Raw genomic sequence first — 26,969 nt, 5'->3', positions numbered from 1 at the left:
GTAGGCGACCGGGGCCCGTCCCAAGGAGGCCGGGGACGGAGCCGACCGGACCTTACTGGATGACAGTCCGGAGTGCGAGGGTCACCCCTGGTACCGGTACCTCACGTCATAACGGGGTGTCGTTGCGGCAGGCGACGTCCAATAGCGCGGTGATCACCGTCCCGGCGAGTGCTGATACGAACGGTACGAACTGGCGGGGGTCGGCGTGTTCGGCGATGCGGAGGGTGAACTCCTTCGGATACCCGGGGCCGCGATGGGCCATCGTGTCATCCAGCAGGATGCGGGCGAACAACGCGGGTGCGACAGTACGCCACCGTTGCCGGGTGAAGCTTTGGTAGACGGTCTCGGTTCCGAGTTCGGCGAACCGCACCGAATCGGGCGGCCAACCGCCCACTGTGAGCGTCAGGGTACTGCGGTCGGATGGCCGGCCGCCGTACGACCGGAGCCGCCAACGATCCGCCGGGTCCGCCCACGGAAGCGGTGGAGGGGTGACGGCCAGTGGCGGGAGGCGCTCCGGCCAGTCGAGGACCACCGGCCACCCGGTCACGAACTCCGAGGAGCCCGCGCTGTAGGTCTCCATGCCGGGATTCCCGGCCGCGAGAAGGGCCCCTCCGACGCGCTCAGCCGTGGCGACGATCTCCTGCTCCGCAGCGTGCCGCGCCCGGGCGTTCACCGTTGCGCACAGCAGATCCCGCCACCAGCCCGGGAAGGTTCCGGCGCCCGCAGTCTCCTCCACGCGGCGGCGGGCCGCCGGCTCCCAGGCCACCCGGCTGCACCCGCGACCATGGAGGACGACCAGGATCTTCGCCAACTCCAGGGCATTTAACGGAGATTGTGTGTGGCTGGCGACGTCGTGCACCATCACGCGGAGGACGTCCGCATCGAACTCCCAGGCCAAGAGCCGCAGATCGGCGGCCTGCGCTGCGGCGGCCTGTCGCTTCTTCCACTCCTGGAACACGGCGTACCGGACGGCCCGGTCGGCCTTCTCGCGGGCCGCAGCCCGCTCGCGGGCCACGCGCTCCTCCTCCCGCACGATGGCTGTCCGCGCTTCGATCTGCTCCAGCACCGGCCGGTAGGCCGCGGCGGCAGCCGCCATCCGGGTCGCGTACGCCTCCTCGGCGCTGCGCCGACGGCGCGCCCTTCGCGCGCCGGCCCCGGGCAGGGTCCGTGCCAGCCGCCGCCGAGGTGCCCACCGTGCCATGGCCTGCCACAGCTCGTCGGCCGCAGCCTCCGTCTCTGCGATGTAGGCGACGGCGGCGTCACGCCAGGCGTCCACCTCCTCCGGTGTCGTCATCACCCGGACGCTGTCCGCCCTGCAGTCACGAATGGACCGCCAGGGCTCCTGGCTGCGGGCACCGTCGGGCATCGGCTCGCCCTCGACCCAGTACACAAGACACTTCGGCACCGCCGAGCTCGGGCCGCGCCAGGTGTATCTCGCCACCGCCCTGTGCTGTTCGGACACCACCGATTCCTCCCCGCTCCGGCACCCGTCCCCGCCCCCCTACCCGCCTCGCACGCGGAGATACCGCCTCACCACCGCTGTGCGCATTCCAGCTGTCCGCCGCCGGGGACGTGACAGGCAGTCACCGTAGCGGCCGCTCCTCCGGGACTGACCCGGCGGCGTTCGTGACTGCGCTGACGTACGGCATAGGCCATGGCCGTTCGTATTCGTTCGGTCTGCTTCTGCCACAGCTCTTCTGACCGTTCTCCGCACTGCTGTCTTCATCTCGCGGCTGCTTGCTGCGTAGTGCCCGGGCCCTGCGTCTCGAGGCTTGCCACAGGGACGTCCGCCGCCCCGGACGCTCTACGTTTTGCTCGGCTCCTCCTACTCGCCGACGACTCCGTCGATCGCTTCGCGCAGCAGGTCGGCATGGCCGTTGTGACGCGCGTACTCCTCGATCATGTGGGTGAAGACGTAACGCAGCGCTTGTCCGAACCCGGAATGAACCAGGAGCCAGAAAGCGTCGGTGACCACCTACGGTCACCATCCGGCTGGACAGCAGAGGAACTGGCGACAGTTGAATACGCGACCTCACCAGTAGATCTTTCAGGAGTGCTCCGGAGGCTGGCTACCGACGCCGGAGTTCGCCGGTGGCGGCCAGTCGGTCCAGGACCTCCCGGGCGGCGGGGCTGGCGCGCGGGTGGTCGCCGTGGGTGAGGTAGGCGATCTCGGCGATCTCGCTGCAGGGCGCGGGCTCACCCGCGCCGTCGGCGGCGTAGCAGAAGGTGCGCACCACCGTGCCCGCCGGTTTGCCGTCGGCGGGGGCTTCCACGAGCAGCAGGGGTGTGAGGGCGGCCGCGTCCAGGGTGACGCCGAGTTCCTCGGCGATCTCTCGGACGAGGGCCTGTTCATGGGTTTCGCCGGGTTCCGGCTTGCCGCCGGGCAGGTAGAAGACCTCGCGGCCGCGGGTGCGGGTGGCCAGCAGCCGGCCCTCGTCCAGCCGGATCCATGCCACCTTCTCGATCACGTCAGGCATCGTGGCTGCTTGCGGAGGAGGCGGTGGGGGCGCCGGCCACGTGCCGCTCGCCGCCGTTGCGTTCCTGCCACAACCTGTACACGTCCACCGCGGCGTCGCGCTCCTCGTAGCGCATGGGCAGGCGGCGCTCGGTGTAGTCCTTGGCGAACTCACCGTAGAAGGTGTCGAGTTCGAAGTACTTGCGGTCGTCGACGTAGTGCGGTTCGTAGGCATCGCGGGTGGTGAGGAAGACGACCTCGTCCGGTGAGCAGTAGTACAGCGAGCCCAGGCACATCGGGCAGGGGTGGGCCAGCACGTAGATGGTGGTGCCGGTGAGGTGTTCGGTGCCCAGCTTTGTGCAGGCGTCGCGGATGGCGAGGATCTCGGCGTGCGCGGTCGGGTCGCTGGTCTGCGCGACCAGGTTCGGGGACTCGGCGAGGATCTCGCCGTCCTTGACGATGACGGTCGCGAACGGGCGGCCGCCCTCTTCGACGTTCTTGCGGGCGATGTCGATGGTGCGCTGTTCGAAGTCCATGAGGATTCCTCCCGGGGAGGGCGGACGCGGCCGCCCGCTGGGGCGAGGCGGAGATGAAGGGGGCTGGGGCGGGCCGGCGGCGCCGTCGCCGTGGGCCCGCCCCCGGGGCTGGTTTCCGGAGCGGCCGGATCAGAAGGGCTTGGTCGGCAGGTACTTGCCGTCCAGGGTGATGACGGCGCGCTTGCCGCCCTCGGGGTCTTCGACCGTCTTGAAGTCGAGCTTGAAGTTGATCGCGGAGATGATGCCGTCCCCGAGCTGCTCGTGGACCAGGGCCTTGAGCGTGGTGCCGTAGACCTGGAGCATCTCGTAGAAGCGGTAGATCGTCGGGTCGGTGGGGATGCCGCCGGGGATGGAGCCGCGCATCGGGACGGTCTGAAGCACCATCGCGTCGTCGGCGTCCAGACCCAGCAGTTCGGTGACCGCCTTGGCGGACTGCTCCGGCAGCGGGTGCTGGCCGAGGACGGCGGCGGTGACGAAGGCGACCGACAGGCCCGCGGCGTCGGCGATCTGCTGCCAGGTGAGGTCCTTGCGCACCTTGGCGTCGACGGCCTTGACGGCCAGGGCCTGACGGGCGGTGTTGTCGAACTGGGCGTGCACCATGAGAAGGGTTTCCTTTCGAGAAGGGTGAAGCTGGGGGGAAATCGGTGGGAAAGGGGTCAGGCTGCGGTGGCGAAGGGGTTCACGACGTCGAGTTCCTCGACGGTGCCGCTGCCGATGTCGTAGCACCAGCCGTGCAGTGTGACCGTGCCCTGTGCCAGGGCGCGGGCCACCGACGGGTGGGTGACCAGGTTCGCCAGCTGGGCGCGGACGTTGCCGCGTACGAGTGCGTCGACCCCGGCCGTGGTGGTGCGGGCCCGTGCGGCATCCGCGTGGCGCAGCCAGTCGGCGGTCGTCGGCAGGGCGCCCATGTCGTGGCTGTCGGCCAGGGCGGTCATCGCGCCGCAGGCGGAGTGGCCGCAGATGACGATGTCGCTGACGCCCAGGGCGGCGACCGCGTACTCGATGCTGGCCGCGATGCCGTCGATGCCGGGCGAGTAGGCGGGCACCAGGTTTCCGGCGGTGCGGATGACGAACAGCTCGCCCGGCTCGGAGCCGGTGATCAGCTCGGGCACCACACGGGCGTCGGAACAGCTGATGAACAGCGTCGTCGGCCGGTGCGTGGTCGCCAGGCGCGCGAAGAGCTCCGCCTTGGCCGGGAAGACATCCCGCCTGAAACGCGCGACGCCCTCGGTGAGGTTGTGCATGGTCACTCCCTTCGGTGGCTGCCGGCCCCCGTGGGGCTGACGAGATCCACCATGCCCGTCCAGCACCTATAGCGTCCAAGACTCAATACCGATGCCAATAATCGATGCCATCTATAGTTGCGGGTATGGCTTTGGAACTCCGTCACCTGCGGTACCTGCTCGCGGTCGCCGAGCACGCGAACTTCACCCGCGCCGCCGAGGACCTGCGTATCTCCCAGCCCACCCTCTCCCAGCAGATCAAGCAGCTCGAGCGCACCGTCGGCGCCCAGCTACTGGACCGCACCGGCCGCACCGTACGCCTCACCGACGCCGGTGAGACCTACGTGCACTACGCCCGCCGGGCCCTGCGTGACCTGGCGGCGGCCGAACGCGCCGTCCTGGACGTCGCCGACCTCTCCCGCGGCCACCTCCGCCTCGCCCTCACCCCCACCTTCACCGCCTACCTCATCGGCCCCCTCGCCGCCGAACTCCACACCCGCCACCCCGGCATCACCCTGGACATCAGGGAAATGACCCAGGACCGCATCGAAGCCGGCCTGCTGGCCGACGACCTCGACCTCGGCATCGCCTTCCACGGTCCCCACCTGCCCGGCATCACCGCCACCGCCCTGTTCACCGAGACCCTCAGCCTCGTCACCGGCGCCGACCGGCCCGACGCGGGCGAACGGGAACCACTGCCCGTACGGACCCTCGCCGAACGCCAACTCGCCCTATTGAGCGGTGACTTCGCCACTAGAATCCACATCGACGCCTACTTCACCACCCACAAGGTGCAGCCGCGCATCGCGGTGGAAGCCAACTCCATCCAGGCCCTGACCGAAATCGTCCAGCGCACCACCCTGGCCACCGTCCTGCCTGACGCCATCACCCACGACCACCCCCACCTCACCCCCATCCCCCTCGAACCCGCCCTCCCCGCCCGCACCGTCGCCCTCCTCCAGCGCGAAAACGCCTACCAGAGCGCCGCCGCCCGCGCCTTCACCCACCTCACCCACGACCACATCCACAACCGCGGCTACACCCCCGCCTGATGGGCAGGCAGCAGCCCCCTCACCCCACCTTGCCGACCTCACCACCGCCGCGTAGCGGCAGCGCAATGTCAGCTCACCCAGCGGGCGACTCCGCCACACGCCGACGGCGGGGTTGTCCCGTCCACCGCCGGCCTCCGCCTTCCCTTGACCATGATCATCCCTCGCTCCGAGGCGCGATGGCCGGTGGCACGGTAGCCGCTCCTCCATCGTCTCACCGCCGGCCGCCCCGGCGGGGAACCGGCCGAGCCGGAACGGCGGCCTCGGCCCGGACCGGGCGGCTGCCGGTCCGGGCCGAGGAAGGGGCTGGTGGGTCAGCGGTGGGCCTGTGCCTCGGCCTCGTGCTTGAGGTTGGTGACCCAGTGGTGGAGGGAGTTGTCGAGGGCCGCCTGGAGCACGGCCTGGTTGGCCGTGACCGGCTCGCCGGTCCAGGACTCCTCGGTGTGGACGAGGACGCCGTCGCGGGTGGGGGTGAAGGTCCAGACGTGGACGGCGGTGATGCCCTGGGCGGGACCGCCCCAGACGAGGCGCTTGCCGGGGACGACCTGCTTGACGGTGGAGGTGATGTCGAGGCCTTCGGTGCTCCAGCGGAACACCGAGCCGGGGCGCAGACGGCCGGGGGTTTCCTTGGTCATGCTCTCGACGTTCGGCTGCCAGGCGGGCCAGTTCCCGACGTCGGTCTGGATGTTCCAGATGGTGCGCAGCGGGGCGTGGATGAGGATCTCGGTGCGGGTGATGACGGGGGCCTGCTGGTCTATCTGCACGTCGCCCGGGTGCTTCGCGCTCGTCTCGGCCGTCGCGGTGGGGCGGTCCGTGGTGAGGGCGGAGGCGGAGGCGGAGGTGGTCAGCAGGAGTGCCCCGGTGACGGCCGCGGTGACGGCCGCGGTTTGGGCTGTGGTGAGCGTGCGCAAGTCTGTGCTCTTTCGTGGGAGGTGTGGGTCTGCTGGGCGCGTCCCCGGGGCGGTGGCCGTCCCGGTGTTCGTCACAGGGTGCCGTCGGGGATCCAGGAGCCGTGGATGCCGGCGGTCACCCGTCGCGGGAGGTGGACGGTGGCGATCCGGTCGAGGCCGGCGGCGTCCAGGACGAGCAGGTGGGAGGCGTCCTGCTTGAGGTCGGAGACCACGGTCAGGAGGTAGCCGTCGTCCTCCCGGGTGCCGCCGGCCGCGGGCACGAACACCGCCTCGCTGGGCAGCCGGGCGTCGCCGGCCTGGTGGATGCGCCGCTCCCCGGTGCTGCGGTCGTACTTGACGATGCCGTAGCCGCCGAAGCCGTCCTGATCGGGGAAGGAGATCGCGTACTGGTAGCGGTTCTCCAGGCCGAGGTAGTCCTCGTTGAGCGTGGGGAACTCGATGGGCAGGTCGTCGATCACGAGCTCCTGCACCCGGCCGGCGGCCAGGTCGACGATCCACCGGCGGTTGTAGGAGCGGGTGTTGGGCTCGCTGCCGCGGCCGGGGGCGCCGACCCACCAGTTCCACGACAGCTGGAAGCCCTCGCGGTCGACGGTCGGGCCCTCCAGGACGATGCGGCCGTCGGCGTCCTCGTAGGCGTTGGCGACGTGCAGCATGTTTCCCGGCTCGATCGGGAACCAGCGGACGGCGGCGGCGCCCTGCGGCCCGCGCGGCATGACGCCGATCCGGGCGGGTTGTGCGTCCTGCCAGGAGTACGGGATGCCGGAGTGCTCGGCGGGGTCGAAGGTGACGGTGCCCTCGACGAAGACCACGTGGTTGCGGGTGACGGCGAAGTCGTGCTTCAGGGAGGCGGTGGCGCCGGGGATCTCGGCGCTGTGGGTGATGTGCCCGTCGGCGTGCGCGACGTGGTACACCAGGAACGGCGGGAAGGGCGAGGAGCCGAAGAAGTGCAGCTCGCCGGTGAGCGGGTCGCTCTTGGGGTGCGCGGTCATCGCGCTGCGCAGCTTGCCGTCGAAGTCGAACGGGCCGACCGTCTCCAGGTCCTTGGTGAGTTCGAAGGGGAAGTTGGCCTCGCACAGGGCCAGCAGTCGGCCGCCGTGCTCGATCACGTGGGTGCCGGCGGTGGAGGCGGTCAGGTCCGGGCCGTTCTCGGTCATGTACGGGGCGCCGTCCAGCGCGGGGGTGCGCACCCAGCGGTTGCGGTACCACTCGGCGCGGCCCTCGCGCAGCCGGACGCCGTGCACCATCCCGCTGCCCTTGAACCAGTGGGTGGGGGTGACGCCGGGCTTCGGGTTGTGGCTGTTGCGGACCAGACGACCGGTCAGTTCGGGCGGCAGGGTGCCCTCGACGGTCAGCTCGGTGGCGGTCAGCTCGTCGGCGACCGGGGTGTAGTGGCCGGTCAGGAAAGGCTTGTCGATCACGGTCGGTTCCTCGGGGTCTCGGCGCGGTGGCGTGGGGGAGCGGGCCGGGCGGCGCAGCGGCCGGCGCGTGGCGGAGCGTCAGGAGCGCTGTTCGGCACGGTTCTTCAGGCAGGCGAGCCAGTTCTCCAGGGAGGTGCGCAGGGCGGCGCCGAGCTGGTCGGCGTCCGCCTCCACGGGGGCGCCGCTCCAGGACTCCTCGGTGCTCACGAGCACCCGGTCGCCGGTGCGCTCGAAGGTCCACACGTGGACGCCGTCGATGCCGTGCGCGGGGCCGCCCCAGACGATCCGGGCGCCGGGCACCAGCTCGTGGATGGTGGAGGTGATGTCCAGCCCATGGGTGCGCCAGGTGAACGTGGTGCCCTCGGCGAGCGGGCCGTCCAGGCGGGCTTGGTCGATGTCGGTGTTCCACACGGGCCAGTCGCCGATGCCGGTGTGCAGGGCCCACACCCGGTCCAGCGGGGCGTCGATCTCGGTGGACAGGCGGACGATGACGGGCGCGGCCTCGTCGATGGTGGTCATGGCGGTGTTCCTTATCGGTCGGTGTGCCGGGGGATTGGTGGTGGATCGGGTGGTCAGTGCCGGCCGGGGACGACGCTCCGGGGAGCGGGGTCCGGGGTGGTGGCGGGGGCGGTGCGCCGGGTCAGGCGGGCCGCGAGCAGGGCGGTGGCGGCCAGGACGGCGGCGGAGGCGGCGAAGGCGGTGCGGTAGCCGGAGGTCAGTGCCTCCAGGTGGAGCTGGTGGTCGGTGGCGTGCGCGGTGACGGTTCCTGCGACGGTCGCGAGGACGGCGAGCCCGACGGCGCCGCCCACCTGGCGGGTGGTGTTGACCAGCCCGCCCGCCAGGCCCGCGTCCGCCCCGGCGACGCCCTCGACGGACAGGGCGGTCAGCTGCACGAACGCGATGCTCAGTCCGATTCCGACGAGGACACTGGGGCCGAGGACGTCGGTCAGGAAGCCGCCGTGGGCGCTGATGCGGGAGAGCCACAGCATCCCGGCCGCCTCGGTCAGCAGGGCCCCGACCACCACGGCCCGGTTGCCGACCCGCCGGGCGAGGGCGGGGGCGAGTGCGGCACCGACCATGTTGGCGCACGCGAGGGGGAGTTGGCCGAGCCCGGTGGTCAGCGAGTCTTCGCCGAGGACCTGCTGCTGGTAGAGCGGAAGGAAGTAGAAAAGGGCGATCCACGTCGAGCCGAACAGGGCCATCAGGAGGTTTCTGGCCGCCACGTTCCCGCCCGCGAACAGGCGCGGGGGAACCAGCGGGGCCGGGACGCCGCGCTCGATCCGGAGGAAGAGCAGCGCGAGTGCGGCGGCGGCGACGAATGCGGCGAGGACCCGGGTGTCGGTCCAGCCGGCCCGGCGGGCCGTGGTCAGGCCCCACACCAGGGCGGTCAGAGCCAGGGCGCTGGCAGCGGTTCCGGCGAGGTCGAAGCCGGCCCTGTCCGCGGGGGCGGCGGACGGGACGAGCAGGACCGTCGCCGCCAGGACCGCGACCGTACCGATTGCCACGGCGTGGAAGATCCAGGGCCAGCCCCACGCCTGGGTGAGGAGCCCCCCGAGGACCACTCCCGCCGCACCCCCCGCACCGGAGACCGCGCCCCAGACCGCGAGTGCCCTGTTCCGGCCGGGGCCCGGCGGACGGAGGCCCATGGCCAGGGCGAGGGCGGCGGGGGCGATCGCCGCCGCGCCGGCGCCCTGGGCGGCGCGGGCGGCGATGAGGACACCGGGCGAGGAGGCCAGCGCGGCGGTGGCGGAGGCGGCCCCGAACGTGCCCAGACCGACGAGCAGCACCCGGCGCCGGCCCAGCAGGTCGGCGGCGCGCCCGCCGGCCAGCAACAGCGCGCCGAAGGCCAGGCCGTAAGCGTTGACCACCCAGGTGGTGGCGGTGTCGGAAAGGCCGACGCCGTCACGGATCTGCGGCAGCGCGACGTTGACGATGGAGGTGGCGAGCATGACGGTGAACTGGCCGGCGGCCAGTACCGCGAGGACGGCGCCGGGAGGCGGTTTGCGCATGCGAAGTCCTTGACGAGCCGGTGTGGGACGGGGAAGGCGGCGGCGTTCCGCGCCGGGCGGGTGCGGCGCCCTTCAGCGCGGGGCGCGTTCGGCGGCGGACTTCAGGTGGAGGAGCCACTGGAACAGGGACTGGTCGAGCGCTTGCCCGATGCCTGCGGGGTCGGCTCGTACGGGCGCGCCGTCCCAGGACTCCTCCGTGGCGACGAGGGTCGCTCCCGCCCGAGGCGTGAGGGTCCACTGATGGATGGCGGTGACGCCCTGGGACGGGCCGCCCCACAGGATCAGGCGGGGTGCCTCGAGCGCGTACACCGTGGAGGTGATGTCCAGCCCGGCGGTCCGCCACTGGAACACCGCGCCCGGCGTCAACGGGGTCAGCGCCCGGGCCTCGGTGATGTCCGGCTGCCAGGACGGCCAGTCGGGAACGAAGGTCAGCAGGTCCCAGACAGCGGTGGCCGGGGCACTGATCGGCAGTTCACGACGGGCGACCACCGGAGCGGCCCGGTCGATCCCCGAGGGCGTGTTCTTCATGGGACCGAGTCTCGTCCGACCGGCCACGCCCCCTCATCGGCGAAAGTCACCTAGGCGACTGCCTAATCCCCGCGTGGACGGCTACCGAGACCGGCGGCGACACCGGGCCCCGCACGACCCGCCGGGCCGCACCGGCTCCGAAGGCCCTCGTTCCCTTCCCGCCGCCCGCCCGGGAAGCGGGTCGCCGAAGCCGGTGTTCGAGGCACCGCGGAACAGTCCGCGCCACGGGCGCCGGAGGGCGTCCCCCTGGGTGGGTACCGGGAAACCGGTCACCCTCCCGCCCCCACGCACATGGTCGGTCGGACGAGCGCGCTACGTCGCCTGGCCGAGGACGGCGGCGAGCTGGCGGCGGGAGGTGATGTCGAGCTTCTTGAAGACGCTCCGCAGGTGGGCGTCGATGGTCCGGGGGCTGAGGAAGAGGCGGTCGGCCACCTCGCGGGAGGTCGCACCGGTCGCCACCAGCCTGGCGATGTTCAACTCCTGACCGGTCAGCAGCTCCATCACCCCGAGCACGGCGGACCTGGCCTGTTCACCGGCGGCGACCAGCTCGGCCCTGGCCCGTTCGGCGAACCCCTCCGCCCCCATCGCGGTGAACAGCTCGTGGGCCGCGCGCAGAACGTCACGCGCCTCCCGTCGACGGCCGTCCCGGCGCAGCCACGCCCCTTGGTGGAGCAGGGCCCGGCCGTGCCACAGCCGCAGGTCGGCGGCGTCCAGCCGTGCCACTGCCTCGGCGTGGAGCGGCCCGGGGTCGTCAGACAGCAGAGCGGCGAGGTGGGCGCGCACGCCGAGCGCCCAGTCGGTGCCCGCCGCGCGGGCGTGGTCCGACAGCCGTGCGAACGCCTCGCGGGCCGCGTCGTCCTCGCCGCAGCGCAGTGCCGCTTCGACCAGTTCGGGCAGTGCGAGGCTGGAGACCCCGACGTCACCGTCTGTCAGGGCAAGCCGGGCCGATGCCAGCGCCGCGCGGTGGTCGGCGGTTCCGTTGGCGTGGAGGGCCGCCGCCGCGTGGGCGGTCGCGGTCAGCATGCCCTTGTGCCGCGCGTGGGACTCGGCCAGGACCCGGGCGATCAGCGGTTGCGCCTCGGCGGCTCCTCCGCGCAGCGCGGCGGCGAACAGGCGGCCGTACCAGTGACGCGGGACTCCCGTCACCTCGGCTATCGCGTCGGCCTCGCTGTTCAGGGCGGAGGCGGAGAGCAGGTCACCGCGTTGGACGGCTGCCATGGCCTGCATCCAGAGCCCGACCGGGAGCGTCATCAGCGTTCCGCCGGCACGTGCGGCGTCAACGGCGCGGGTGGCGATCCTGTCCTCCAGGGCGACGTCCCACAGTTCGATGGCCAGCAGTGCGGCGAGGGACAAGCGCCCGGTCCAGAACGGATCGGTGACGTTCGACAGCAGTTCCAGCAGCCTCGGGACCGCTGCCAGGTCGCCGTCGAGGTAGGCGACGAGCGCGTCCAGCAGCTCGTCGGCCGTGGTGCGGTCCCCCGCCGCGACAGGGGCCCGCCGGGCTGCCTCGAGCGCGTCGCGTGCGGCTGCGGAGGCGCGGCCGACGACGAGCCCCGCCTGCAGGGCGTCCAGCAGGTGGAGCCGGGCCCGGTCGGGATCGAGACCGGCGGCCTTGATGAGATGGCCGACCGCGTCGGCCGCGCCGTCCCGGAAGAATGCCGCCCGGCCGCGCAGGAGTTCGGCCTCCACCCGGCCGGCGCCGTCGATCGCGCCGTTCTCGGCCGCTTCGACCAGCGTGATCGCGGTCTCGAAGGAGCCGGCCTCCAGCGCGGCCCGGGCCGCGGCGAGGCTACGGCCGGCCCGCAGGCGCGGATCGTCCGTGAGGGCCGCCGCCTGTTCCAGGAAGGCGGCCTCGGCTGCGGCACCGCCCCTGCTCCGGGCACGCTGCGCGCAGCGCAGGAGGTCGGCCGCGACGTCCTCGTCGGGACGGGGGGCGGCCTGTGCCCGGTGCCACGAACGTCGGTCGGGCGCCGCCAGCGGATCGGTGACATCGGCGAGTGCCGCGTGGACGCGGCGGCGCTCGGCCGGAGACGCGGACGTGTACACCGCCGAGCGCACCAGGGGGTGCCGGAACCGGGACTGCCCGCCCAACGCGATCAGGTCCGTGGCCTCGGCCTCGGTTCCGGCCTCCGGCGGCACGTCCAGCACGTCGGCGGCCCGCCACAACAGGCCCGGATCCCCTGTCGGCTCCGCGGCCGCGACGAGGAGCAGCGTGCGTGCGCCTTCGGAGAGTCGGGAGACCCGCTCCTGGTAGCTACGCTCGATGCGGCTGGCCGGCGAGACCGGAGCGGGCAGGCCGAACCCTCCGGCCATACCGGCGGGGCCGAGCCGGCGCGGCAGTTCCAGCAGGGCGAGCGGATTTCCGCGTGCCTCCGCGAGGATCCGTTCGCGGACCCGCTCGTCCAACGGGCCCAGGAGGCGGATGGACAGCAGGGCCCGGGCCGCCTGGTCAGGCAACCTGGACAGCGTCAGCGACGTCAGCCCTTCGAGTTCCGCGACGGTGTGCGGCTCACGCACTCCGAACACGATCGCCACCGACTCGTCCGCGATCCGCCGGGCCACGAACGCCAATACCTGCGCCGACGCCCGGTCCAGCCACTGCGCGTCGTCCACGACGCACAGCACCGGCGCCTCGCCAGCGGCGTCGGCCAGCAGGCCCAGCAAGCCGAGGCCGACGGTGAAGCGGCTCGGTGTGCCACCGTCCCGCAGCCCCATGGCCACGGCCAGGTCCTCCCGGTGTGCGCAGGGCAGCCGCCCGATGCGGTCGTGCAACGAACGGGTGAGCTGGTGCACCGCCGCGTAGGCGAACTCCGCTTCGAACTCGGCCCCGTTCACCCACAACAACCGCACGCCCTCCAGCCCTTCGGTGGCATGGCGCAGCAAGGTGGTCTTCCCGATACCGGCCTCGCCGCGAACGACTGCCGCCCCACCCCGCCCCGCTCGCGCGGCGGCGAACAGCTCAGCGAGAGCGACGCGTTCGGTGGGCGGAAAGTACTGAGAGCCGGTCACGGGAGCCACCCCGGAATCATGACATGCGCTCCGAGCTGGACGGATACCGGGACCGGAAGCGGTCTCCGAGCCCTTCGTACCCGGGAAAGCGACCGGATGAGCGCTACGACCCCGACCGCGACACCCGCCCTGGACGAGCTTGCGCAGATCGACCAGAGGGGCTCGCGGGCGATCGACCCGGGCATGCCGAGTCGCGCCGCCGGCCCTGTCCACAGTGCCATGCCCGCTCAGAACCGCACAGGACCGGCGGGCCCTCCAGGAGGCGCACGACACTGACGCTTCGACGCGGTTCACGCCATGAGCAGGCGAAGGCCCGGATCTGCCGCGTCGAGGTCGGCGAGGGCGCTGTTGCGCTCGGCCCACCGGTCGGATTCGAGGTCGTCGCCAAGGCTTCGCACCGCCCGCTGCTCGATTTCGGGCCCGGCCCTGGTCCACACCGACATCGCACGGCGCACGCGGTCCTCCGGATACGCGACGTACCGTCAGGCAACCTCGCCCCAGCGGATCGCCGCCGCCGCCGCGTAGTCGCCGGCGTGGGCGAAGCCGCCCAGTACCACGAGGTCGCCCTCGTGCACCCGCCCCGACCGCAGCGCCCGGTCCAGCGTGATGGGGATGGCGGCGCCGAAGAGGTTGCCGCAGGTGTCGAAGGTGTCGGGGTGCCGCTCGGCGGGGAGGCCCATTGATCGGCGCCAGTTGTGCAGGAAGGTGCGGTTCGGCTGGTTGGTGACCAGCAGGTCGATCTCCTCCGTGGGCACGGCGATCCGGTCGCAGACCTCCCTGACCAGTTCGGGAACCAGCCGGTTGCCGCGTTCCAGGACCGTGCTGACTCCCTCCTCGCTGAAGCCGATCCGCAGCTGCGACCTTCCCGGCTCCCAGTAGCGGCGGCCGTCGTCCAGGACCGCGGTCATGTCGCCGCCGTAAGCGCCGATGTGACGGGACACCAGCTCCAGCACGGGCGAGCTCGCCGAGGTGGTGAGGTAGCCGACGCCGCAGCCGTCGCCGGGGATCGCCGCCTGGGCGAGGCGCCGCACCTCGGACTGGGTGAAGAGCTGGCCGGCCGCCGTCTGCGCGTTGCAGATCAGCGCCGTCCTGGCCTCGGTGCTGCGCAGGATCTGCCGGGCCAGTTCCAGCATGTGCACGAAGGAGGCGCACCCCGCGTTGGCGACGTCGATCAGCCAGCTCGGGTTGAGTCCGAGCCGGCGGGCGACCTCGGTGCCGGCGCCCACGAACGGGGTGTCGGGCAGCTGACTGTGCATCAGCAACACGTCCACGGAACGGATCTCGCTCCGGCCGTGCCGCTCGATGAGTGGCTGCACCGCCCGCTCCACCAGGTCCACGTTGCTCTCCCCGGTCACGTGGTGCCGCAGCGGCGGGACGCGGAACATCGGGTTGTCCCTGAGCCGGTCCTCCGCGCCCGGGCAGTCGGTGTAGTAGCTCGCGGGGACAGGCTCCCCGGGCAGGTAGCCGGAGACGTCGGTGAGGCTGACCGTCTTCACCGGGCGACCGCGGGGCCGGTGCTGCCGCCCGCCGCGCGAGGCGGGACGCTCACCGGCAGGCCGCCGCGGTGGCGGTGCTCCAGGATCGCCTTGAGGTTGGCCATCTCCACCGTGTGGCCGGCGTAGAACAGGTCCCAGAAGCCGCCCACCCAGGTCCGGTCCGGGCGCGGGGCGAGCTCGGGGCGGGGGTTGGCGTCGTAGAACGGGTGCCGGCAGTTGGTCCAGGTGATCACCGAGCCGGGTCGGTTCAGCACCAGCTCGGCGGGGACGACCCGCATCAGGTAGATCATCCAGAGCTGCTCGCCCTGGTCCCAGGAGCAGTGGAAGTCCACGGTCCTGGCCTCGGCGTTGGTCTCGACCCGGCAGTAGATCCGGGTGCCCGCCTCCAGCAGGTCGTCCCCGACCCACAGGCCGGGGGTGGCGGCGGGCTCGAAGTTGCGCAGGCTGAAGGTCCACTCCTCCAGGTGGTGACCCTGCTTCAGGTACCCGTACGCCTCGTCGGGCGGGCAGTCGACGTACTCGTGGATCGTGCAGTACTGCCCGTAGATCTCCTGGTGCGGGTAGGCCGGGCGGGTCAGCTCCGAGCAGTACGCGGCCACGTCGGCGGGGGAGGTGTTCTCCACGGTGGTCAGCCCGGGGACCCCGGTCGGGTGGGTGGCGTCAGCCGACGTGGACGGTGCGGCGATCATGGATGGTCTCCTCGTGCTCAGCAGTGGTCGGAACGGACAGGAAGGGCAGGAACGGGGGGATCTCGGCGGGGTCGAGGTCCAGCGCCACCAGGGCCGGGCCACTGGCCGCGTTGCTGCGCAGCAGCGCCCGGCGCAGCTGCTCGGCGGTCTCGGCCCGGGTCACCTCCAAGGTGGGGAACAGGCCCGCCGCGCCCGCGGCGATGTCGGAGGGGAGGAACAGGTTGCCGGGGTGCGGGGCACCCTGGAACAGTTGCTCGCGGATAGCGCACATGGCGTGCGCGTTGTTGTTGAGGATCACGAAGGTGACCGGCGCGGCGTACTCGAGGGCGGTGTGCACCTCCATGCCGTGCATGAAGAACGCACCGTCACCTGCAAGCACGTACGTGCGCCGTCCGGTGGCGAGCGCCGCTCCGATGCCGGCGCCGAAGGTGTAGCCCATGCCGCCCATCCCGACGGCGACCACGAACCGTCCCCGCCGCGGGGCCGGGAGGCGGTGGATCGCGCTGGCACCGGCGTTCCCGGCGTCCACGAAGACGTGGGCGTCCGGGGGCAGCGCGTGCGCCACCGCCGCCACCGCTTCGGCGTGACCGAGGCCGCCCCCGGTGGGCGGGGTGGCCAGCGGGACCGGTCCGGCGTGCGCGGGGGCCGGCCGGACCTCGGGGGCGAGCCGGGCGGCCAGTCCGCGCAGGGTGTCGCCCAGCTCGCCGGACAGGTGCAGCCCGGGGGCGCACGGAGCGAACGGAGGCTCGGGATCGACGCAGATCACGGGCGTGCCGGCCAGCTCCTGCTCCAGGCCGCCGCGGGCCAGCACCGGCAGCCGGGTGCCGACCAGCAGGCAGAGCCCGGCCCTGCGCAGGCAGTCCGGGACGTTCGGGTGTCCCATCACTCCGACGACACCGGCGAACCGCCGGTCGGCGTTGTCGAAGACGTCCTTGGCGTCCGGCACGACCGCGACCCAGGCTCCCAACCTCCGCGCCAAGTCGGCCAGTTCGGCCTTCGCACCGGCCGCGGCGACCCCCTCGCCGGCGATGATCAGCACCGGCCCGGCGCCCCGCAGGTGCTCAGCCGCGCGGTCCAGCTGCCGCGGTGGCGTTCGCGGTGCGGCCGGGAGCGCCGGTGGCGCGGGCCTAGGGGGCGTCAGGGCCGCCTGCTGGACGTCCTTGGGCAGCAGCAGGACGGCGGGCCCCCGGGGGTGCGTGCCGAACGCCGCCGCCATCGCCTGCGCCAGCAGCCGCGGCAGCTCCTCGGCCGCCTCGACCCGGGCGCAGTACCGGCTGACCGACCCGAACACGGCTCGGGCGTCGAGGGATCCGGCCCGTCCGCTGGAGTCCTGGAAGGCGCCGCGCCCGTCCAGCTCGGTGGGCGGCTGCCCGACAAGGGCGAGGATCGGCACCCGTGAGGCGTGCGCCTCCGCCAATCCGGGCAGCAGGTTCATCGCGCCGCCGCCGGAGGTGGCCGCGACCACCCCGAGCCGCCCGGTGGCCCGACTCTGACCGTCCGCCATGGTGACGGCGGAGAACTCGTGTTTGGCGATCACGGTGCGCACCGCGCCGCCGGTGGCGTTCAGCGCGTCGTACAGGTCCTCGATGTTCGCGCCGCCGATCCCGAACACCTGCCGGACGCCGGACTCGGCCAGTACGGCCGCCAGGTGGTCGACGGCGCGGACGGCGGTGGACGCGGAAGCGGGGGCGGGGGCTGGGGCGAGCGCCCGCGGGGTCGCCCGGGTGTCGGTGGTCACGAGGTGGCACTCCGCTCGCCCGGGACGGCGTCGAGGACCAGTCCGGCCGGTACCAGGGTCTGGAAGCGCCGGCGGTACTCGTTCGGTGTGAGTTCCAGCGTTCGGCCGAAGGACCGGAAGAAGGTCTCGGTCGAGGCGAAGCCGCATCGGCCGGCGATCTGTTTCACCGTCAACTCGGTGGACTCCAGCAGCTTGCGGGCCCGGGCGATGCGCATCTGCTCGATGTACTGGCCGGGTGGCGTGCCCACCTCGCGCCGGAACACCCGGGCGAAGTTGCGCACGCTCATGTTGGCTCGCTCGGCCATCTCGGGTACGGGCAGCGGTTGTTCGAGGTTCTCCAGGATCCATTCCTGCGCCGTCCGGATCGGCGGCCGGTCGGCGAGCTGGGCGTCCAGGATGATGCTGAACTGCGACTGGCCGCCGTTCCGCTTGAGGAAGAGCACCAGGAAGCGAGCCACCTCCAGGGCGTGGGACGCGCCGTGGTCGGCCTCCACCAGGGCGAGCGCCAGGTCGATCCCGGTGGACACCCCGGCCGAGGTGACGTAGCGGCCGTCCCAGACGAAGATCGGCTCCCGCTCCACCGTCACCCTCGGATAGCGGCGGGCCAGTTCCTCGCGGTAGGCCCAGTGGGTGGTGGCGCGCCGCCCGTCGAGCAGGCCGGCCTCGGCGAGCAGGAAAGCACCGCCGCAGACCGACACCACCCGGCGCGAGCGCTCGGCCGCCCGCCGGATCCAGGACACCAGCTCCCGGTCGGCCAGCGCCTCGCGCAGGCTCCAACCCCCCGGCACGAGGAGCGTGTCGATCGGTCCCTCGCCCGCCTCCAGCGGCTCCGCCTCGATCACCAACCCCGCGCTGGTCCGGACCCGTGGCGCGGCCGCCGAAACGAACTCGACCTGGTAGCCGCCCCGGTCGTCCCGCCGCTGTCGGCCGGCGGTGTCGAACACCTCAATGGGCCCGGCGATGTCCAAGGCCTGGACGCCGGGGTAGACCACCACAACAACTCGTCGCTGAGACACCGTCACAGCCTGTGTCCACACCGTGGGTGGCGGCAATGACAGATTCCTGACGAATTCGGCCAGCGCGGCCGGCCTCTACCGCACACACCAGCAGTGATGACACGGTGTCACGGTCTGGTGTGAGGCGAGTCATAGCGCTGCCCTGACGGTCCCTCCGGTCGGCTGCCAGGGCGGTGGCGGTGACCGTGAGAACGATCGGTCCCGCTGGGCCTCGCGGGAGGCCGGCTGTCCCGACCGCTTGGACCGCCGTTGGGTGATGCGCCTGGTCATCAAGACGGTCGCGGCCCAGGTGATCAGCGACTCGGAGTCCTGGACGAGGCGTTCGTAGTCCCGGGCGTGCCGACGCGCGTGCATCACCCGGGCGCGCGGCGATCGTGACCGATTGCCAAGAGATCTCGACCGTTCTGCTCCGGCTGGCCGCTGGCCGCGTCGGCCGGGTGGTGGATGATCGGGGTGTGCTGGTGCGTACCGAGTTGCTGCCGCTGGGTCCGTCGGGGTTGCCGATGGTCCGGGTCAACACGCCCGTCGGCAGCGCCGTGGCGGTCTGGCGCGGTGACCTGGACAACGCCGTTGGCCGGCACCACATCGAATGGACCGTCGATGCGGACGTCCTCTGGGGCCGCAACACGCGCTCGGCCGCGCTTGCCGAGCCAGGGGTGCGCGAGGAGGCCGGCTGGGTTTTCCTGCGAGGACGGCTCCAGCTGACCGAAGACGGCGCCGCGGTCCTTGAGATGGGTGACTCGCAGGTGCTGTTCGAGGTCGGCTCACCGCCACCGCCCGACAGCGCCTGGATCGAGATCAGCGTCGAAGCGGACAAGGTAGAGCTGCACCCCTACCTGCTCTGAGAGGTCAAAGTCACCTGGAAAACGGTCAAGATCGTCTGTCAGAGGTCACCGCCCCGCGGTTCTCGGTGGCGGCATCGAACAACGCACTGCTGCCGCGTCCACGAGGTCGAGCCCGGCGGCGGCCGGTCGGGGCGGCGTCGCTCGGCCCACCCGCTGCCGGCGATCGGCCGAAGGCCGAGCGGGCCGGTTCGCCCCATCAGGGCATGCGCGCGCTGACGGTGCGTACAACCTGGCGCAGCACCTTCTCGCTCCAGTTCCGGTCCGCCTTCGGGTACTCTCCCACGCCGCTGGCCGTCGAGGTGCCGCCCACCTCGAACTCGTACGGTCCCTGGTGACAGGTCAGGTTGCCCCTGGCAAGGTCGTCGGTGTAGCAGCCTTGCGGGCCCAGCGTGGCGCCGAGGTCCTCGAACTCCTTGTGGTACTTGGTGGCGTCCTCACGGGCGCGGGCCAGGTCCTTGGCATAGCTCTTCGCGACGAGCGCGGGATCGGCGGCGGCGGTGAAGGTCAGGGTGATGCTGCTGTTGCTGTCGCTCTCGTACTTGTCGGGCAGGCCGAAGCCGAACTTGCAACCGCCGTCGGGCACATCGCCCGTAGTGCCGGGGTCCGCCTGGGACAGCGGGTCGAAGTTGATGATGGTGACCTTGACCGGCTGTCGCTTGATGCTGCCGGCCTGGGGCAGGATCGCCTTGATCTCGGCGTCGCTCAGCACCTCGCAGCCGTGCGGCCATTGGGCCAGCGGCAGCGAGCGACCCGACGGCGGCTGGGCGGCGAGCCGGGTCCCCGACGGCTGCGCGGAGCCGAAGTTCAGGGCGGGCACATCCTTGCTGCATCCGGCGAGCAGGAGTACCGCTGCCCCGGCCAGGGCCGTGGCAGCGGACAGTACGTGGGCGCGCGTCGTCATCGTTCCCCCCGGAACTGTGCGTGTGCGTGACTGGCAGGTGCGCCAGCGATCAGGACGGAGGCGATCTTTCCATTGGTTCTTGCCCCACCGATCGGTGGGGTAGGCGTCCAGCAGCGGCCCCTGGCCGGCGAGGCGTTCGCCCGGCTCTCCGCGCCGCGGCGGCAACCGGTGACCGACCGTCAAGGCCCTGCGCGGCGAGTTCTGCCCGCAGCTCCTCCTCCCGACCGTCGCGACGGCTCGGCGCGACGTCGACCGCGGCATTGACCAGGCCCTCGGGCGTGTCGGCCTGCTCGCGGAGCCACGCCACCAGGCGGGTCCCGAGCTCCAGGTCGCCGTACCCGCCCCTCCGGGCAGCCACCGAGCTCGGCCCGGGCTGCGGCACCGCCACGTCACGTCGAACCGATGCGGCCGCCTGCCCACCTCGGGCCGGCAGACCTTCGTCGCCCGTAGCAGCGGCTGCATCCCGCCTGTGGCAGTACGGGCACCGCATCCGCCCATCGCCTCGACATCTGGGCAGGGCCTGGCCTGGTCGGTGACCGCGGCGACTATGCCCCGCCGGCTCCCCGCCGTTCCGGGGGCGATGGCGCGGGCGCAGAATGATCCGGTCGCTCACAGTCGTCGCGTCGGAGGACCGGTGTTTCGCCGTTGGTGGTTCGTCAGTCTGCTGGGTAGTCAGGGGGAGGAGCGGCCGCGCGGTCATCGGCGCCGTCGGGTCGGCCGGGAGCAGCGGGAGCTGGTGCTGCGGGAGTGGGAGGTGCTGCGCGAGCGGCTGTCGCGGATCGCCGCTGAGCGGGTGACCGCTGCCGGTGAGCTATTCCGTGCCGCCGAACTCACCCTCGCCGTCGAGGAGTCCGCGGCCCATCGTGCGTACCGCTGGGCGCTGGAGGCGTACGAGGCGGCCGGTCGGCTGCTCGACCAGTCCATGACCGACCCGCACACCGACCTGCCGGACCTCGCCGCCGCCGTGGTGCTCGCCGAGCAGGCGGTGGAGAGGCTCGCCGCGGCCCACGCCCTGCACACCGGAGCCCGCCCGGAACCGGCCGCGATCCGCTGCTTCTATAACCCGCTCCACGGTCCCGCTGCCACCACCCGACCCCTGCGCCAGGCCGGGAAGCGCCGCCAGCGTCCCACCCACACTGCCCGAGAGGCGGCCGCCGACCGCCGTCCCGCCTGCCTGACCTGCCGCCACGCGATACTCGCCGGCCAACTTCCGGACGTCCTTCCCGCGCTGCTGCCCGAAAAGGCGACCGAACGCGGTACCGGCCCGCTGCTGGTGCCCTACTACTCGGTGCCCCAGCAGTGGTCACCGTGGTCCGCCACCGCCTGCGGCGCGTACGACCCGGACACCCCGGCCCTGGTCCTCCGAGGCGCCCATTACCGCCACCCACCGCAGTGACGGGAACGGCCCACCCGGCGGACGCAGCAGCGGAGCCGTGCGGGCGGCAGGACCAGGCCCGCACGCCCCTCGGGCACTCGGTCTCCCAGCTGCGCTTGGTCCACGACGCGGACCGCTGGTGGATCAGGACCGACGCCCTCGCCCCGTACCGGCACCTCCAACTGTGCGCGGGCCGCGTCCTCGACGACTGCGCCTTCGTCGACGCCTCCCGTCCTGGACGGCCCGGTCAACGCCGTTCGCGGTGGCTACGCGGCGTCTTTGGTGGGACAGCGAAGGCTGGCACCGCTGCCGGGCGGCCCGGTTGATGATCACTGACCGGCACCGGGAGGATGTTGCACGAGTCGGCCGGTCGGGATGGCCAGCAACGGCTCGCCTGGGGTCTGACGCACCTGTTCGGCCGGGCGGAATGCCCAGGATGCGGGAGCGTCTTCGGCATCGCGGACGAGTACGAAGCCGCCAACGCACCCGCACCGTGGAACTTCGTCCGAAGCCACACCAAGGATGCTGCCTGACCACCGGCACGGTCTGTAAAAAGAACGTGCGGGGCCGGAGCGTGCATGGCGGGTCAGTCCTGGCAGGAATCCGCCGACCACCCGGTGTTCCGGGTGGTCGGCGCGGGTCGTGCGGGTGGGTTTTTGGGGGTCAGCCGAAGGTGGCGACCGCCTCGACGTATTTGTCGGCGATCCGGCGGCACGCGTCGCGCTCGGCGGTGGCGATGCACGGGGTGGTCAGCTGGCCGGTGAGGTCGTCCGGCGGTGCGTACGGCCCGTGGGGCTGCCTGGTCGATCTGTCGGTGCTGGTGCCCTGGGCCCCGGCCGGGCGGGGTTCGGAGGGTTACATCCAGCCGAGGGGGTTGTGCCAGGTGAAGGACGGTACGGGGGGAACGAAGCGCTGGATCTGGCTGGTGGAGCCGAAGTGTTCGACGGCGGTGTAGTAGACCCCGGCGTTGTCCCGGCAGGACAAGAGATCGATGCTCGTGGTGCACGAGTTGTCCATGTCGTCCCTGAAGATGACGTCGACGCGGTGCTTGGCTTCCTGGCCTTCGTGCTTGGTGGCGAGGTCGTCCAGGTTGAGCAGTTCCTTGTAGTTGTGGTAGCCGAAGTCGTGGCGGGCGCACGCCATGGTGAAGTCGAAGACGGGGGTCTTGTTGACGGCGGGGAAGTTGCAGTAGTTCGTGTCCCAGTTGAACTGGTAGCGGTCGGGCTTGCCCGCGAGGTGGGCTGCGCGTTCCTGGTTCCATGCGGCGGTTGCGGCCGGGCCGGGCTGGGTCAGCTCATTGAGGTGGGCTTTGCGTTCCTCCAGGCTGGCGGGCTGGGCCGGAGCTGCTCCGTGGTTGGTCCAGAGGGCGTCTTTGCCGGTGTATTCGTAGAGGGCGGAGCCGTCGGGGGTGAGGCCGTAGAGGTGGTCGCCGGAGGTGGCGAACGCGGCTCCGGGCTTGCCGATGGGGTTCCACTGGTTCGGGTGTCCGTTGTACTTGAGGATGTCGCCCGTGCTGTCGGTCGCGTACAGGGTGCTGGCGGCGTAGAGGTGCTCCGTGCGCTCGGTGCGGACGGGGGTCCACGTGTCGCCGGAGCCGGTGTACTCCGCGACGCCGGAGCGGTCGGGCGCGAGGCGGTAGAGGTTGTTCTCGGTGACCGCGAAGTCGGCGCCGGGGCCGCCCAGGCGGGTCCATGCGGTGGCGTGGCCGTCGTAGCGGTAGATGTCGCCGGTGCCGTGCTGGGTGAGGTACAGGGGGCCGTCGGAGGGGCGTCCCGGGATGACCTTCGGGTTCAGCTTCATGGCGGGCGTCACGCCGGTGTAGGTGTAGAGCCGGTCGGCCGGACCGCCGACCTTCGTCCACGTGTCGCCGCGGCCGGTGTACTCGTAGACGGCGCTGTGGTCGGGGCTGATGCCGTAGAGGTGCTTGCTGGTGGCGGCGAAGTCGGCGCCGGGCCCGCCGATGCGGGGCCACGACTCGGTTGCGGAGTCGTAGCGGTGGATGTCCCCGGTGCCCGGCTCGGTGGCGTAGACGGTGTCCTCGCTCGCGTAGATGTGGTCGGCCTTGCCGCCGATCTTGATCCAGCGATCCTGGTTGTCGGCCCACCGGTAGACGGCGGAGCCGTCCTTCGTCAGGGCGTAGGCGCTGTCCTTGGTCGCGACGAGCTCGCCGAACACGGCCGCCGGGTTCGGGGGAGTGCCGAAGGCGCGCTTGCCGGTGACGGCGTTGGCGGACACTCCGAGAGCGAGGACGCCGGCGATCACCAGGCACAGCAGCCGGACGATCCGGGCGGGCGTCCACGGTGCGGGCGACGGGTGCGGGGAGTGCTCGGCGGCCGGGCGGCCGCGGCGGGGACGGGCGGGGATGCGGAGCTTCACGTAGTTCCTCCTGGCGGTTGGGTGGTTGGGTCATGTGCGGCAGGTCAGGCGCAAGGGTCGGCAGCCGGCCGGCCGGGGGTGTTTTCGGCGTGGCCGGAGCGGGCCCGGGCTTTGCGCGGTCGCTCCCTGTCAGGTGGCGAGGGGGTCGCTGATCTTGGTCCAGGTGTCGCCGCGGCCGGTGTACTGGTAGATGCCGGTGTGGCCGGGGCTGACGCCGTACAGGTGTGTATCGGTGGCGACGAAGCTCGCGCCGGGCCCGCCGATGCGGGTCCAGGTGCGGCGTTCGCGGTCGTACTGGTGGATGTCGCCGCGGGTGCCGGCGGTGACCGGGTCGGTGGCGTAGAGGGCGCTGTGGCTGGTGTAGATCCGGTCAGTGGCGCCGCGGACCCGCTCCCATGCGCCCGGGTTGCCGGTGTACTCGTAGACGGCGCTGTGGTCGGGGCTGACGCCGAACAGGTGGTCGGCGGTGGCCGCGAACTGGGCGCCGGGGCCGCCGATGCGGGTCCAGCGGCCGCTGGCGGCGTCGTACTGGTGGATGTCGCCGCGGGTGCCGGCGGTGACCGGGTCGGTGGCGTAGAGGGTGCCGGCGCTGGTGATGATCCGGTCCGTGCCCGCGAGACGGACCCGGTTCCACACCCCGGGGGTGCCGGTGTACTCGTAGATGCCGGAGTGGTCGGGGCTGACGCCGTAGAGGCGGTCGGCGGTGGCGGCGAACTGGGCGCCGGGGCCGCCGATACGGATCCACGGCCAGTCGACGCCGGCCTGGTGGGGTTCGCCGCCGGTGTTCTTGTGGGCGGGGTCGTACTGCCAGATGTCGCCGGTCGTGCGGTCGGTGGCGTAGAGGGTGCTGCGGCTGGTGTAGATGCGGCTGGTGGCGCCGCGGACCTTCACCCAGATGTCGCCCTTTCCGGTGTACTCCTCGACGGCCGTGCGGTCCGGGGTGATCCGGTACAGGCGGCTGCCGGTGGCGGCGACGGTGTCGGAGTCCACGGGCGAGGGCGAGGCCGGGGTCTGACCGGTGGTCGGTGCCGGCGTGGGCGGCGGCGGTGCGGGGGCTGCGGCCGGTGGCGGGGCGGTCGGTACGGCGGCGGGTGCCGACGGGGCGGCAGGCTCCGGTGCCGGTGCCGGTGCCGGTGCCGGTGCGGGCGCGGGCGCGGGCGCGGGGGGCTGTGCAGCGTGTGCGGGCGGGGTTTCGGCGGTCTTGCGGTACCGCAGCCGGACGTACTCGGACGTTACGTGGTCGGCGATTTTCGCGGCGTACCGGTTGGCGGTTGAGGCGCTGGCGGCCGTATCGGGCCTGTGCTCGGCGATGTAACGGAACTCGCCCTTGGCCTGGTCGATCCAGCCGGCGAACAGGATGGCGTGCCCGTTCTCGTCGAAGGGCGTGTCCAGCGCGTCCCCGGGCTGCAGCTGCTCCCATGTGATCCGGTCGGCGACGTCCGGCAGGCCGCCGGTGGTCAGGCTTTCCGTGAGCTGCCAGGCCATCGAGACGAAGCCGGAGCAGTCCTGGCGGTAGTAGCCGCCCGTCTCGCCGTCGGCCCAGGCGTGCTTCTGGCTGTAGGGGACGCCCTGGCGCACCCAGGCCTCGGCGCGAGCGAGGATCTGCTCGCGGGTGATCGGGCCGCCCGGGGCCGCCCGGTGGCCGAGCGTCCCGGTGCTGGTGGGCGTTTCGCCGGACCGCTTGCTGTCGGCGTGGGCGGGCAGGACGGCGGCGCCGACGACGAGGGCGAGGCCGGCGAGCGCGGCCAGGCGTTTCGGGTGACGCGACAGGGCATGGTGCATGGCGGTCCCTTCGGGTGGTGGACGGGCCGCCGCCGGGTTTGGCGGAAGCGGTGGATCACCACACTGGGACCTGATGTGATTGACCGTCAGAGGCGAACGGGATGCGTTGGCTGTCGCCGCAGGTCAGCGGGGGCAAAGTCAATCGAACGTCGCGAACTTCGGCGAACTTCGGCGAACGTCCGCGAACACGACGGTCATCATCGAGGGGGAACCTATGGGCAGAGCAGGGCGGGCACAGGGGCCGTTGAAGGGGCGCACCGAGCAGGCCAACGCGCTCGCGCGGTTCGTGCGAGGGCTGACCGACGGCCGTACGGGTGGGGAGCTGCACGCGCAGTACGGGGGAGTGAGAAGCGTGTGGAGCGAGTACCGCTCCGGCATCAAGATCATTCCGTGGGAACGGCTCAAGAAGCTGACCGAGGACCGCTTCCCTCACGCCCCCACGCGGGTGGCCAAGCTCCAGGAGGCCCGCCGGCTCTACGTGGCCGCGCTGCAGGCCCAGACCGAGCTCTCGGCCGCGGCATCGCCCCCGGCGTCCCCGCGTCCGTCCCGTGGCGGCGAACGACTCGCGCCCGCAGGCGAACGACCCGCGAACAATTCCCTGACCAGCGAGGACGCATTCGCACCGCCCAGCGAACAACCCTTGGGCGCCGCGCCGGCCGCGGGAGGCAGCGAGGCCGGGGTTATCGCCGGCAGGGCCCCCGAGGCGGGCTCAGGGCGCGTTGAGCCCGACGCCGGGCCCGCTGCTGAGCCCACCTCTGATTCCACTGCCGGGCCCGCAACCAAGTCCCTTCCTTTCGCCCGGCCTGAGGCCGGATCCCGTCCTCACGCAGCCCCGGCCGCCCCCGCCCCTGTGGCGTCGGCTTCTCGGACGGCCCCCGCACCACCGGCTCCTCGGCCGGGCGGCGGAGCGGACGGCTCCCGGCCACGTACCGCCGGCGGTTGGAGGCGCTGGCGGACCCCGGTGCAGTGGGCCGCGCTGCTGGCACTGCTCGCAGCGGTGGTGGTCGCGAACCACTACCAGCAGCCGCGGCACGGCGAGGACACGGCCGTCCCCGTGGTGACCGCCCCGCCGGACGGTCTTTCGCTGCCGTCCGACCCCGACCTGCCGTCCCCGTCCGGGCTGCCCACCACTGCGGGAACGACGCTGCCCGGAGAGGACCCCGGCTTGCCGTCGTCCCCGGGCCTGCCGTCGTCCCCGGGTCTGCCGTTTACCAGTGCCGCAGCTCCCGCGCCGGTCCCCGGCCGCACCGCGTCCGCGAGCGCCGGCATGCCCGCGGCACCCGCCGTCGCGACGGCGGCCGCACCGGGCGGTCCCACCGTGGCCGCGACCGGCAGCCACCTGTACCGGATCACCCCCGACCGCACGGCTGTCGAGGAGTACACCGGCAAGAACAGCGCGTGGACGAAAGTCGGCGGCCCCGCCGGGCAGATCTACACCAGCGCGACGACGCTGTACGCGACGGACCCGGCCTCCGGTGACATCGAGCAGTACGACCGGGCGCGTGGGACGTGGATGCGGATCGGGTCTCCCGGGAGCGGTTTCGCCGCCACTGGCGACCACCTGTACGGAGTCAGCGTCGATCACCACGGGGTCTTCGAGTACACCGGTGCCG

The 26,969-nt window shown here is 72.2% G+C and carries 21 protein-coding genes and 3 pseudogenes; 4 read left to right on the top strand and 20 right to left on the bottom strand.

The genetic code is table 11. From position 1 onward, the window contains the following. Positions 1–106: 106 nt before the first annotated feature. The 6 genes and pseudogenes from PUR71_RS04090 to PUR71_RS04065 all read right to left on the bottom strand — a co-directional run bounded on the left by PUR71_RS04090 (position 107) and on the right by PUR71_RS04065 (position 4,235). Complete coding sequence (locus PUR71_RS04090; RefSeq protein WP_329924926.1) at positions 107–1,294, bottom strand: hypothetical protein; 1,188 nt, start codon at positions 1,292–1,294, stop codon at positions 107–109. A 531-nt stretch (positions 1,295–1,825) separates the two neighbouring features. Beyond that, positions 1,826–1,924, bottom strand: a pseudogene (locus tag PUR71_RS04085) (mycothiol transferase); the annotation flags it as partial. Between the two features lie 145 nt (positions 1,925–2,069). Then, on the bottom strand, positions 2,070–2,477 hold the full coding sequence (locus tag PUR71_RS04080; RefSeq protein WP_329924925.1) for an NUDIX hydrolase: 408 nt from the start codon (positions 2,475–2,477) through the stop codon (positions 2,070–2,072). Next, positions 2,470–2,991, bottom strand: a complete 522-nt coding sequence (locus PUR71_RS04075) for a nucleoside deaminase (RefSeq protein WP_329924924.1) — start codon at positions 2,989–2,991, stop codon at positions 2,470–2,472. Before PUR71_RS04075 ends, PUR71_RS04080 begins: the two co-directional genes overlap by 8 nt. 129 nt (positions 2,992–3,120) lie before the next feature. Continuing rightward, positions 3,121–3,591 (bottom strand): cyanase, encoded by a 471-nt coding sequence (gene cynS, locus PUR71_RS04070; RefSeq protein WP_329924923.1) that lies wholly within the window; start codon positions 3,589–3,591, stop codon positions 3,121–3,123. A gap of 56 nt (positions 3,592–3,647) precedes the next feature. Further along, positions 3,648–4,235, bottom strand: coding sequence for a carbonic anhydrase (locus PUR71_RS04065; RefSeq protein ID WP_329924922.1), 588 nt, complete (start codon positions 4,233–4,235; stop codon positions 3,648–3,650). Between the two features lie 125 nt (positions 4,236–4,360). Here PUR71_RS04065 and cynR point away from each other — a divergent pair, with 125 nt between their 5' ends. Beyond that, on the top strand, positions 4,361–5,266 hold the full coding sequence (cynR, locus tag PUR71_RS04060; RefSeq protein ID WP_329924921.1) for a transcriptional regulator CynR: 906 nt from the start codon (positions 4,361–4,363) through the stop codon (positions 5,264–5,266). Between the two features lie 311 nt (positions 5,267–5,577). Here cynR and PUR71_RS04055 read toward each other — a convergent pair whose 3' ends face one another. From PUR71_RS04055 to PUR71_RS04005, 11 genes and pseudogenes are all read right to left on the bottom strand, one after another. Continuing rightward, entirely contained in the window at positions 5,578–6,174 is a 597-nt protein-coding gene (locus PUR71_RS04055) for an SRPBCC family protein (protein ID WP_329924920.1), read from the bottom strand. 71 nt (positions 6,175–6,245) lie between these two features. Next, positions 6,246–7,592 (bottom strand): carotenoid oxygenase family protein, encoded by a 1,347-nt coding sequence (locus PUR71_RS04050; RefSeq protein ID WP_329924919.1) that lies wholly within the window; start codon positions 7,590–7,592, stop codon positions 6,246–6,248. A 78-nt stretch (positions 7,593–7,670) separates the two neighbouring features. Continuing rightward, a complete protein-coding gene (locus PUR71_RS04045; RefSeq protein ID WP_329924918.1) occupies positions 7,671–8,111 on the bottom strand; it encodes an SRPBCC family protein in 441 nt (146 codons plus the stop codon). A 53-nt stretch (positions 8,112–8,164) separates the two neighbouring features. Next, a complete protein-coding gene (locus PUR71_RS04040) occupies positions 8,165–9,601 on the bottom strand; it encodes an MFS transporter (protein WP_329924917.1) in 1,437 nt (478 codons plus the stop codon). A 72-nt stretch (positions 9,602–9,673) separates the two neighbouring features. Further along, positions 9,674–10,129: an SRPBCC family protein gene (locus PUR71_RS04035; RefSeq protein WP_329924916.1), complete on the bottom strand. Its 456-nt coding sequence runs from the start codon at positions 10,127–10,129 to the stop codon at positions 9,674–9,676. 312 nt (positions 10,130–10,441) lie between these two features. Next, a complete protein-coding gene (locus PUR71_RS04030) occupies positions 10,442–13,138 on the bottom strand; it encodes a LuxR family transcriptional regulator (protein WP_329924915.1) in 2,697 nt (898 codons plus the stop codon). A gap of 290 nt (positions 13,139–13,428) precedes the next feature. Continuing rightward, positions 13,429–13,611 (bottom strand): annotated as a pseudogene (locus tag PUR71_RS04025) (MerR family transcriptional regulator); the annotation flags it as partial. A gap of 9 nt (positions 13,612–13,620) precedes the next feature. Next, entirely contained in the window at positions 13,621–14,634 is a 1,014-nt protein-coding gene (locus PUR71_RS04020; RefSeq protein WP_329924914.1) for a ketoacyl-ACP synthase III family protein, read from the bottom strand. Then, a complete protein-coding gene (locus PUR71_RS04015; RefSeq protein WP_329924913.1) occupies positions 14,631–15,323 on the bottom strand; it encodes an SRPBCC family protein in 693 nt (230 codons plus the stop codon). The genes PUR71_RS04020 and PUR71_RS04015 overlap by 4 nt, the downstream gene beginning before the upstream one ends. Continuing rightward, positions 15,295–17,061 (bottom strand): thiamine pyrophosphate-binding protein, encoded by a 1,767-nt coding sequence (locus PUR71_RS04010; RefSeq protein ID WP_329924912.1) that lies wholly within the window; start codon positions 17,059–17,061, stop codon positions 15,295–15,297. Before PUR71_RS04010 ends, PUR71_RS04015 begins: the two co-directional genes overlap by 29 nt. Further along, on the bottom strand, positions 17,058–18,077 hold the full coding sequence (locus PUR71_RS04005) for a GlxA family transcriptional regulator (protein WP_329924911.1): 1,020 nt from the start codon (positions 18,075–18,077) through the stop codon (positions 17,058–17,060). Before PUR71_RS04005 ends, PUR71_RS04010 begins: the two co-directional genes overlap by 4 nt. Before the next feature lie 374 nt (positions 18,078–18,451). Here PUR71_RS04005 and PUR71_RS03995 point away from each other — a divergent pair, with 374 nt between their 5' ends. Next, on the top strand, positions 18,452–18,922 hold the full coding sequence (locus PUR71_RS03995; RefSeq protein ID WP_329924910.1) for a hypothetical protein: 471 nt from the start codon (positions 18,452–18,454) through the stop codon (positions 18,920–18,922). A gap of 196 nt (positions 18,923–19,118) precedes the next feature. On the opposite strand, the gene PUR71_RS03990 is transcribed toward PUR71_RS03995, so the two are convergent. Further along, positions 19,119–19,823: a hypothetical protein gene (locus PUR71_RS03990; protein ID WP_329924909.1), complete on the bottom strand. Its 705-nt coding sequence runs from the start codon at positions 19,821–19,823 to the stop codon at positions 19,119–19,121. 736 nt (positions 19,824–20,559) lie between these two features. Here PUR71_RS03990 and PUR71_RS03985 point away from each other — a divergent pair. Next, entirely contained in the window at positions 20,560–21,219 is a 660-nt protein-coding gene (locus tag PUR71_RS03985) for a hypothetical protein (RefSeq protein ID WP_329924908.1), read from the top strand. 834 nt (positions 21,220–22,053) lie between these two features. Here the strand turns inward: PUR71_RS03985 and PUR71_RS03980 are convergent. Together PUR71_RS03980 and PUR71_RS03975 are read right to left on the bottom strand one after the other, a co-directional pair. Next, positions 22,054–23,574: a phospholipase A2 gene (locus tag PUR71_RS03980; RefSeq protein ID WP_329924907.1), complete on the bottom strand. Its 1,521-nt coding sequence runs from the start codon at positions 23,572–23,574 to the stop codon at positions 22,054–22,056. Between the two features lie 129 nt (positions 23,575–23,703). Beyond that, on the bottom strand, positions 23,704–25,356 hold the full coding sequence (locus PUR71_RS03975) for a hypothetical protein (RefSeq protein WP_329924906.1): 1,653 nt from the start codon (positions 25,354–25,356) through the stop codon (positions 23,704–23,706). A gap of 961 nt (positions 25,357–26,317) precedes the next feature. On the opposite strand from PUR71_RS03975, the pseudogene PUR71_RS03970 reads away from it, so the two are divergent. Beyond that, positions 26,318–26,969, top strand: a pseudogene (locus tag PUR71_RS03970) (hypothetical protein); the annotation flags it as partial.

Source organism: Streptomyces sp. SP17BM10, from assembly GCF_036322405.1.
Classification (GTDB): domain Bacteria; phylum Actinomycetota; class Actinomycetes; order Streptomycetales; family Streptomycetaceae; genus Kitasatospora.
Note: the sequence above shows the minus strand (reverse complement) of the source record. Positions and strands in the feature narration are given on the sequence as shown.

Coding starts and splice junctions, on each gene's coding strand:
- PUR71_RS04090 (WP_329924926.1), bottom strand. CDS start 1,294: ATGACGACACCGGAGGAGGTGGACGCCTGGCGTGACGCCGCCGTCGCC.
- PUR71_RS04080 (WP_329924925.1), bottom strand. CDS start 2,477: ATGCCTGACGTGATCGAGAAGGTGGCATGGATCCGGCTGGACGAGGGC.
- PUR71_RS04075 (WP_329924924.1), bottom strand. CDS start 2,991: ATGGACTTCGAACAGCGCACCATCGACATCGCCCGCAAGAACGTCGAA.
- cynS (WP_329924923.1), bottom strand. CDS start 3,591: ATGGTGCACGCCCAGTTCGACAACACCGCCCGTCAGGCCCTGGCCGTC.
- PUR71_RS04065 (WP_329924922.1), bottom strand. CDS start 4,235: ATGCACAACCTCACCGAGGGCGTCGCGCGTTTCAGGCGGGATGTCTTC.
- cynR (WP_329924921.1), top strand. CDS start 4,361: ATGGCTTTGGAACTCCGTCACCTGCGGTACCTGCTCGCGGTCGCCGAG.
- PUR71_RS04045 (WP_329924918.1), bottom strand. CDS start 8,111: ATGACCACCATCGACGAGGCCGCGCCCGTCATCGTCCGCCTGTCCACC.
- PUR71_RS04040 (WP_329924917.1), bottom strand. CDS start 9,601: ATGCGCAAACCGCCTCCCGGCGCCGTCCTCGCGGTACTGGCCGCCGGC.
- PUR71_RS04035 (WP_329924916.1), bottom strand. CDS start 10,129: ATGAAGAACACGCCCTCGGGGATCGACCGGGCCGCTCCGGTGGTCGCC.
- PUR71_RS04015 (WP_329924913.1), bottom strand. CDS start 15,323: ATGATCGCCGCACCGTCCACGTCGGCTGACGCCACCCACCCGACCGGG.
- PUR71_RS03990 (WP_329924909.1), bottom strand. CDS start 19,823: ATGACGACGCGCGCCCACGTACTGTCCGCTGCCACGGCCCTGGCCGGG.
- PUR71_RS03975 (WP_329924906.1), bottom strand. CDS start 25,356: ATGCACCATGCCCTGTCGCGTCACCCGAAACGCCTGGCCGCGCTCGCC.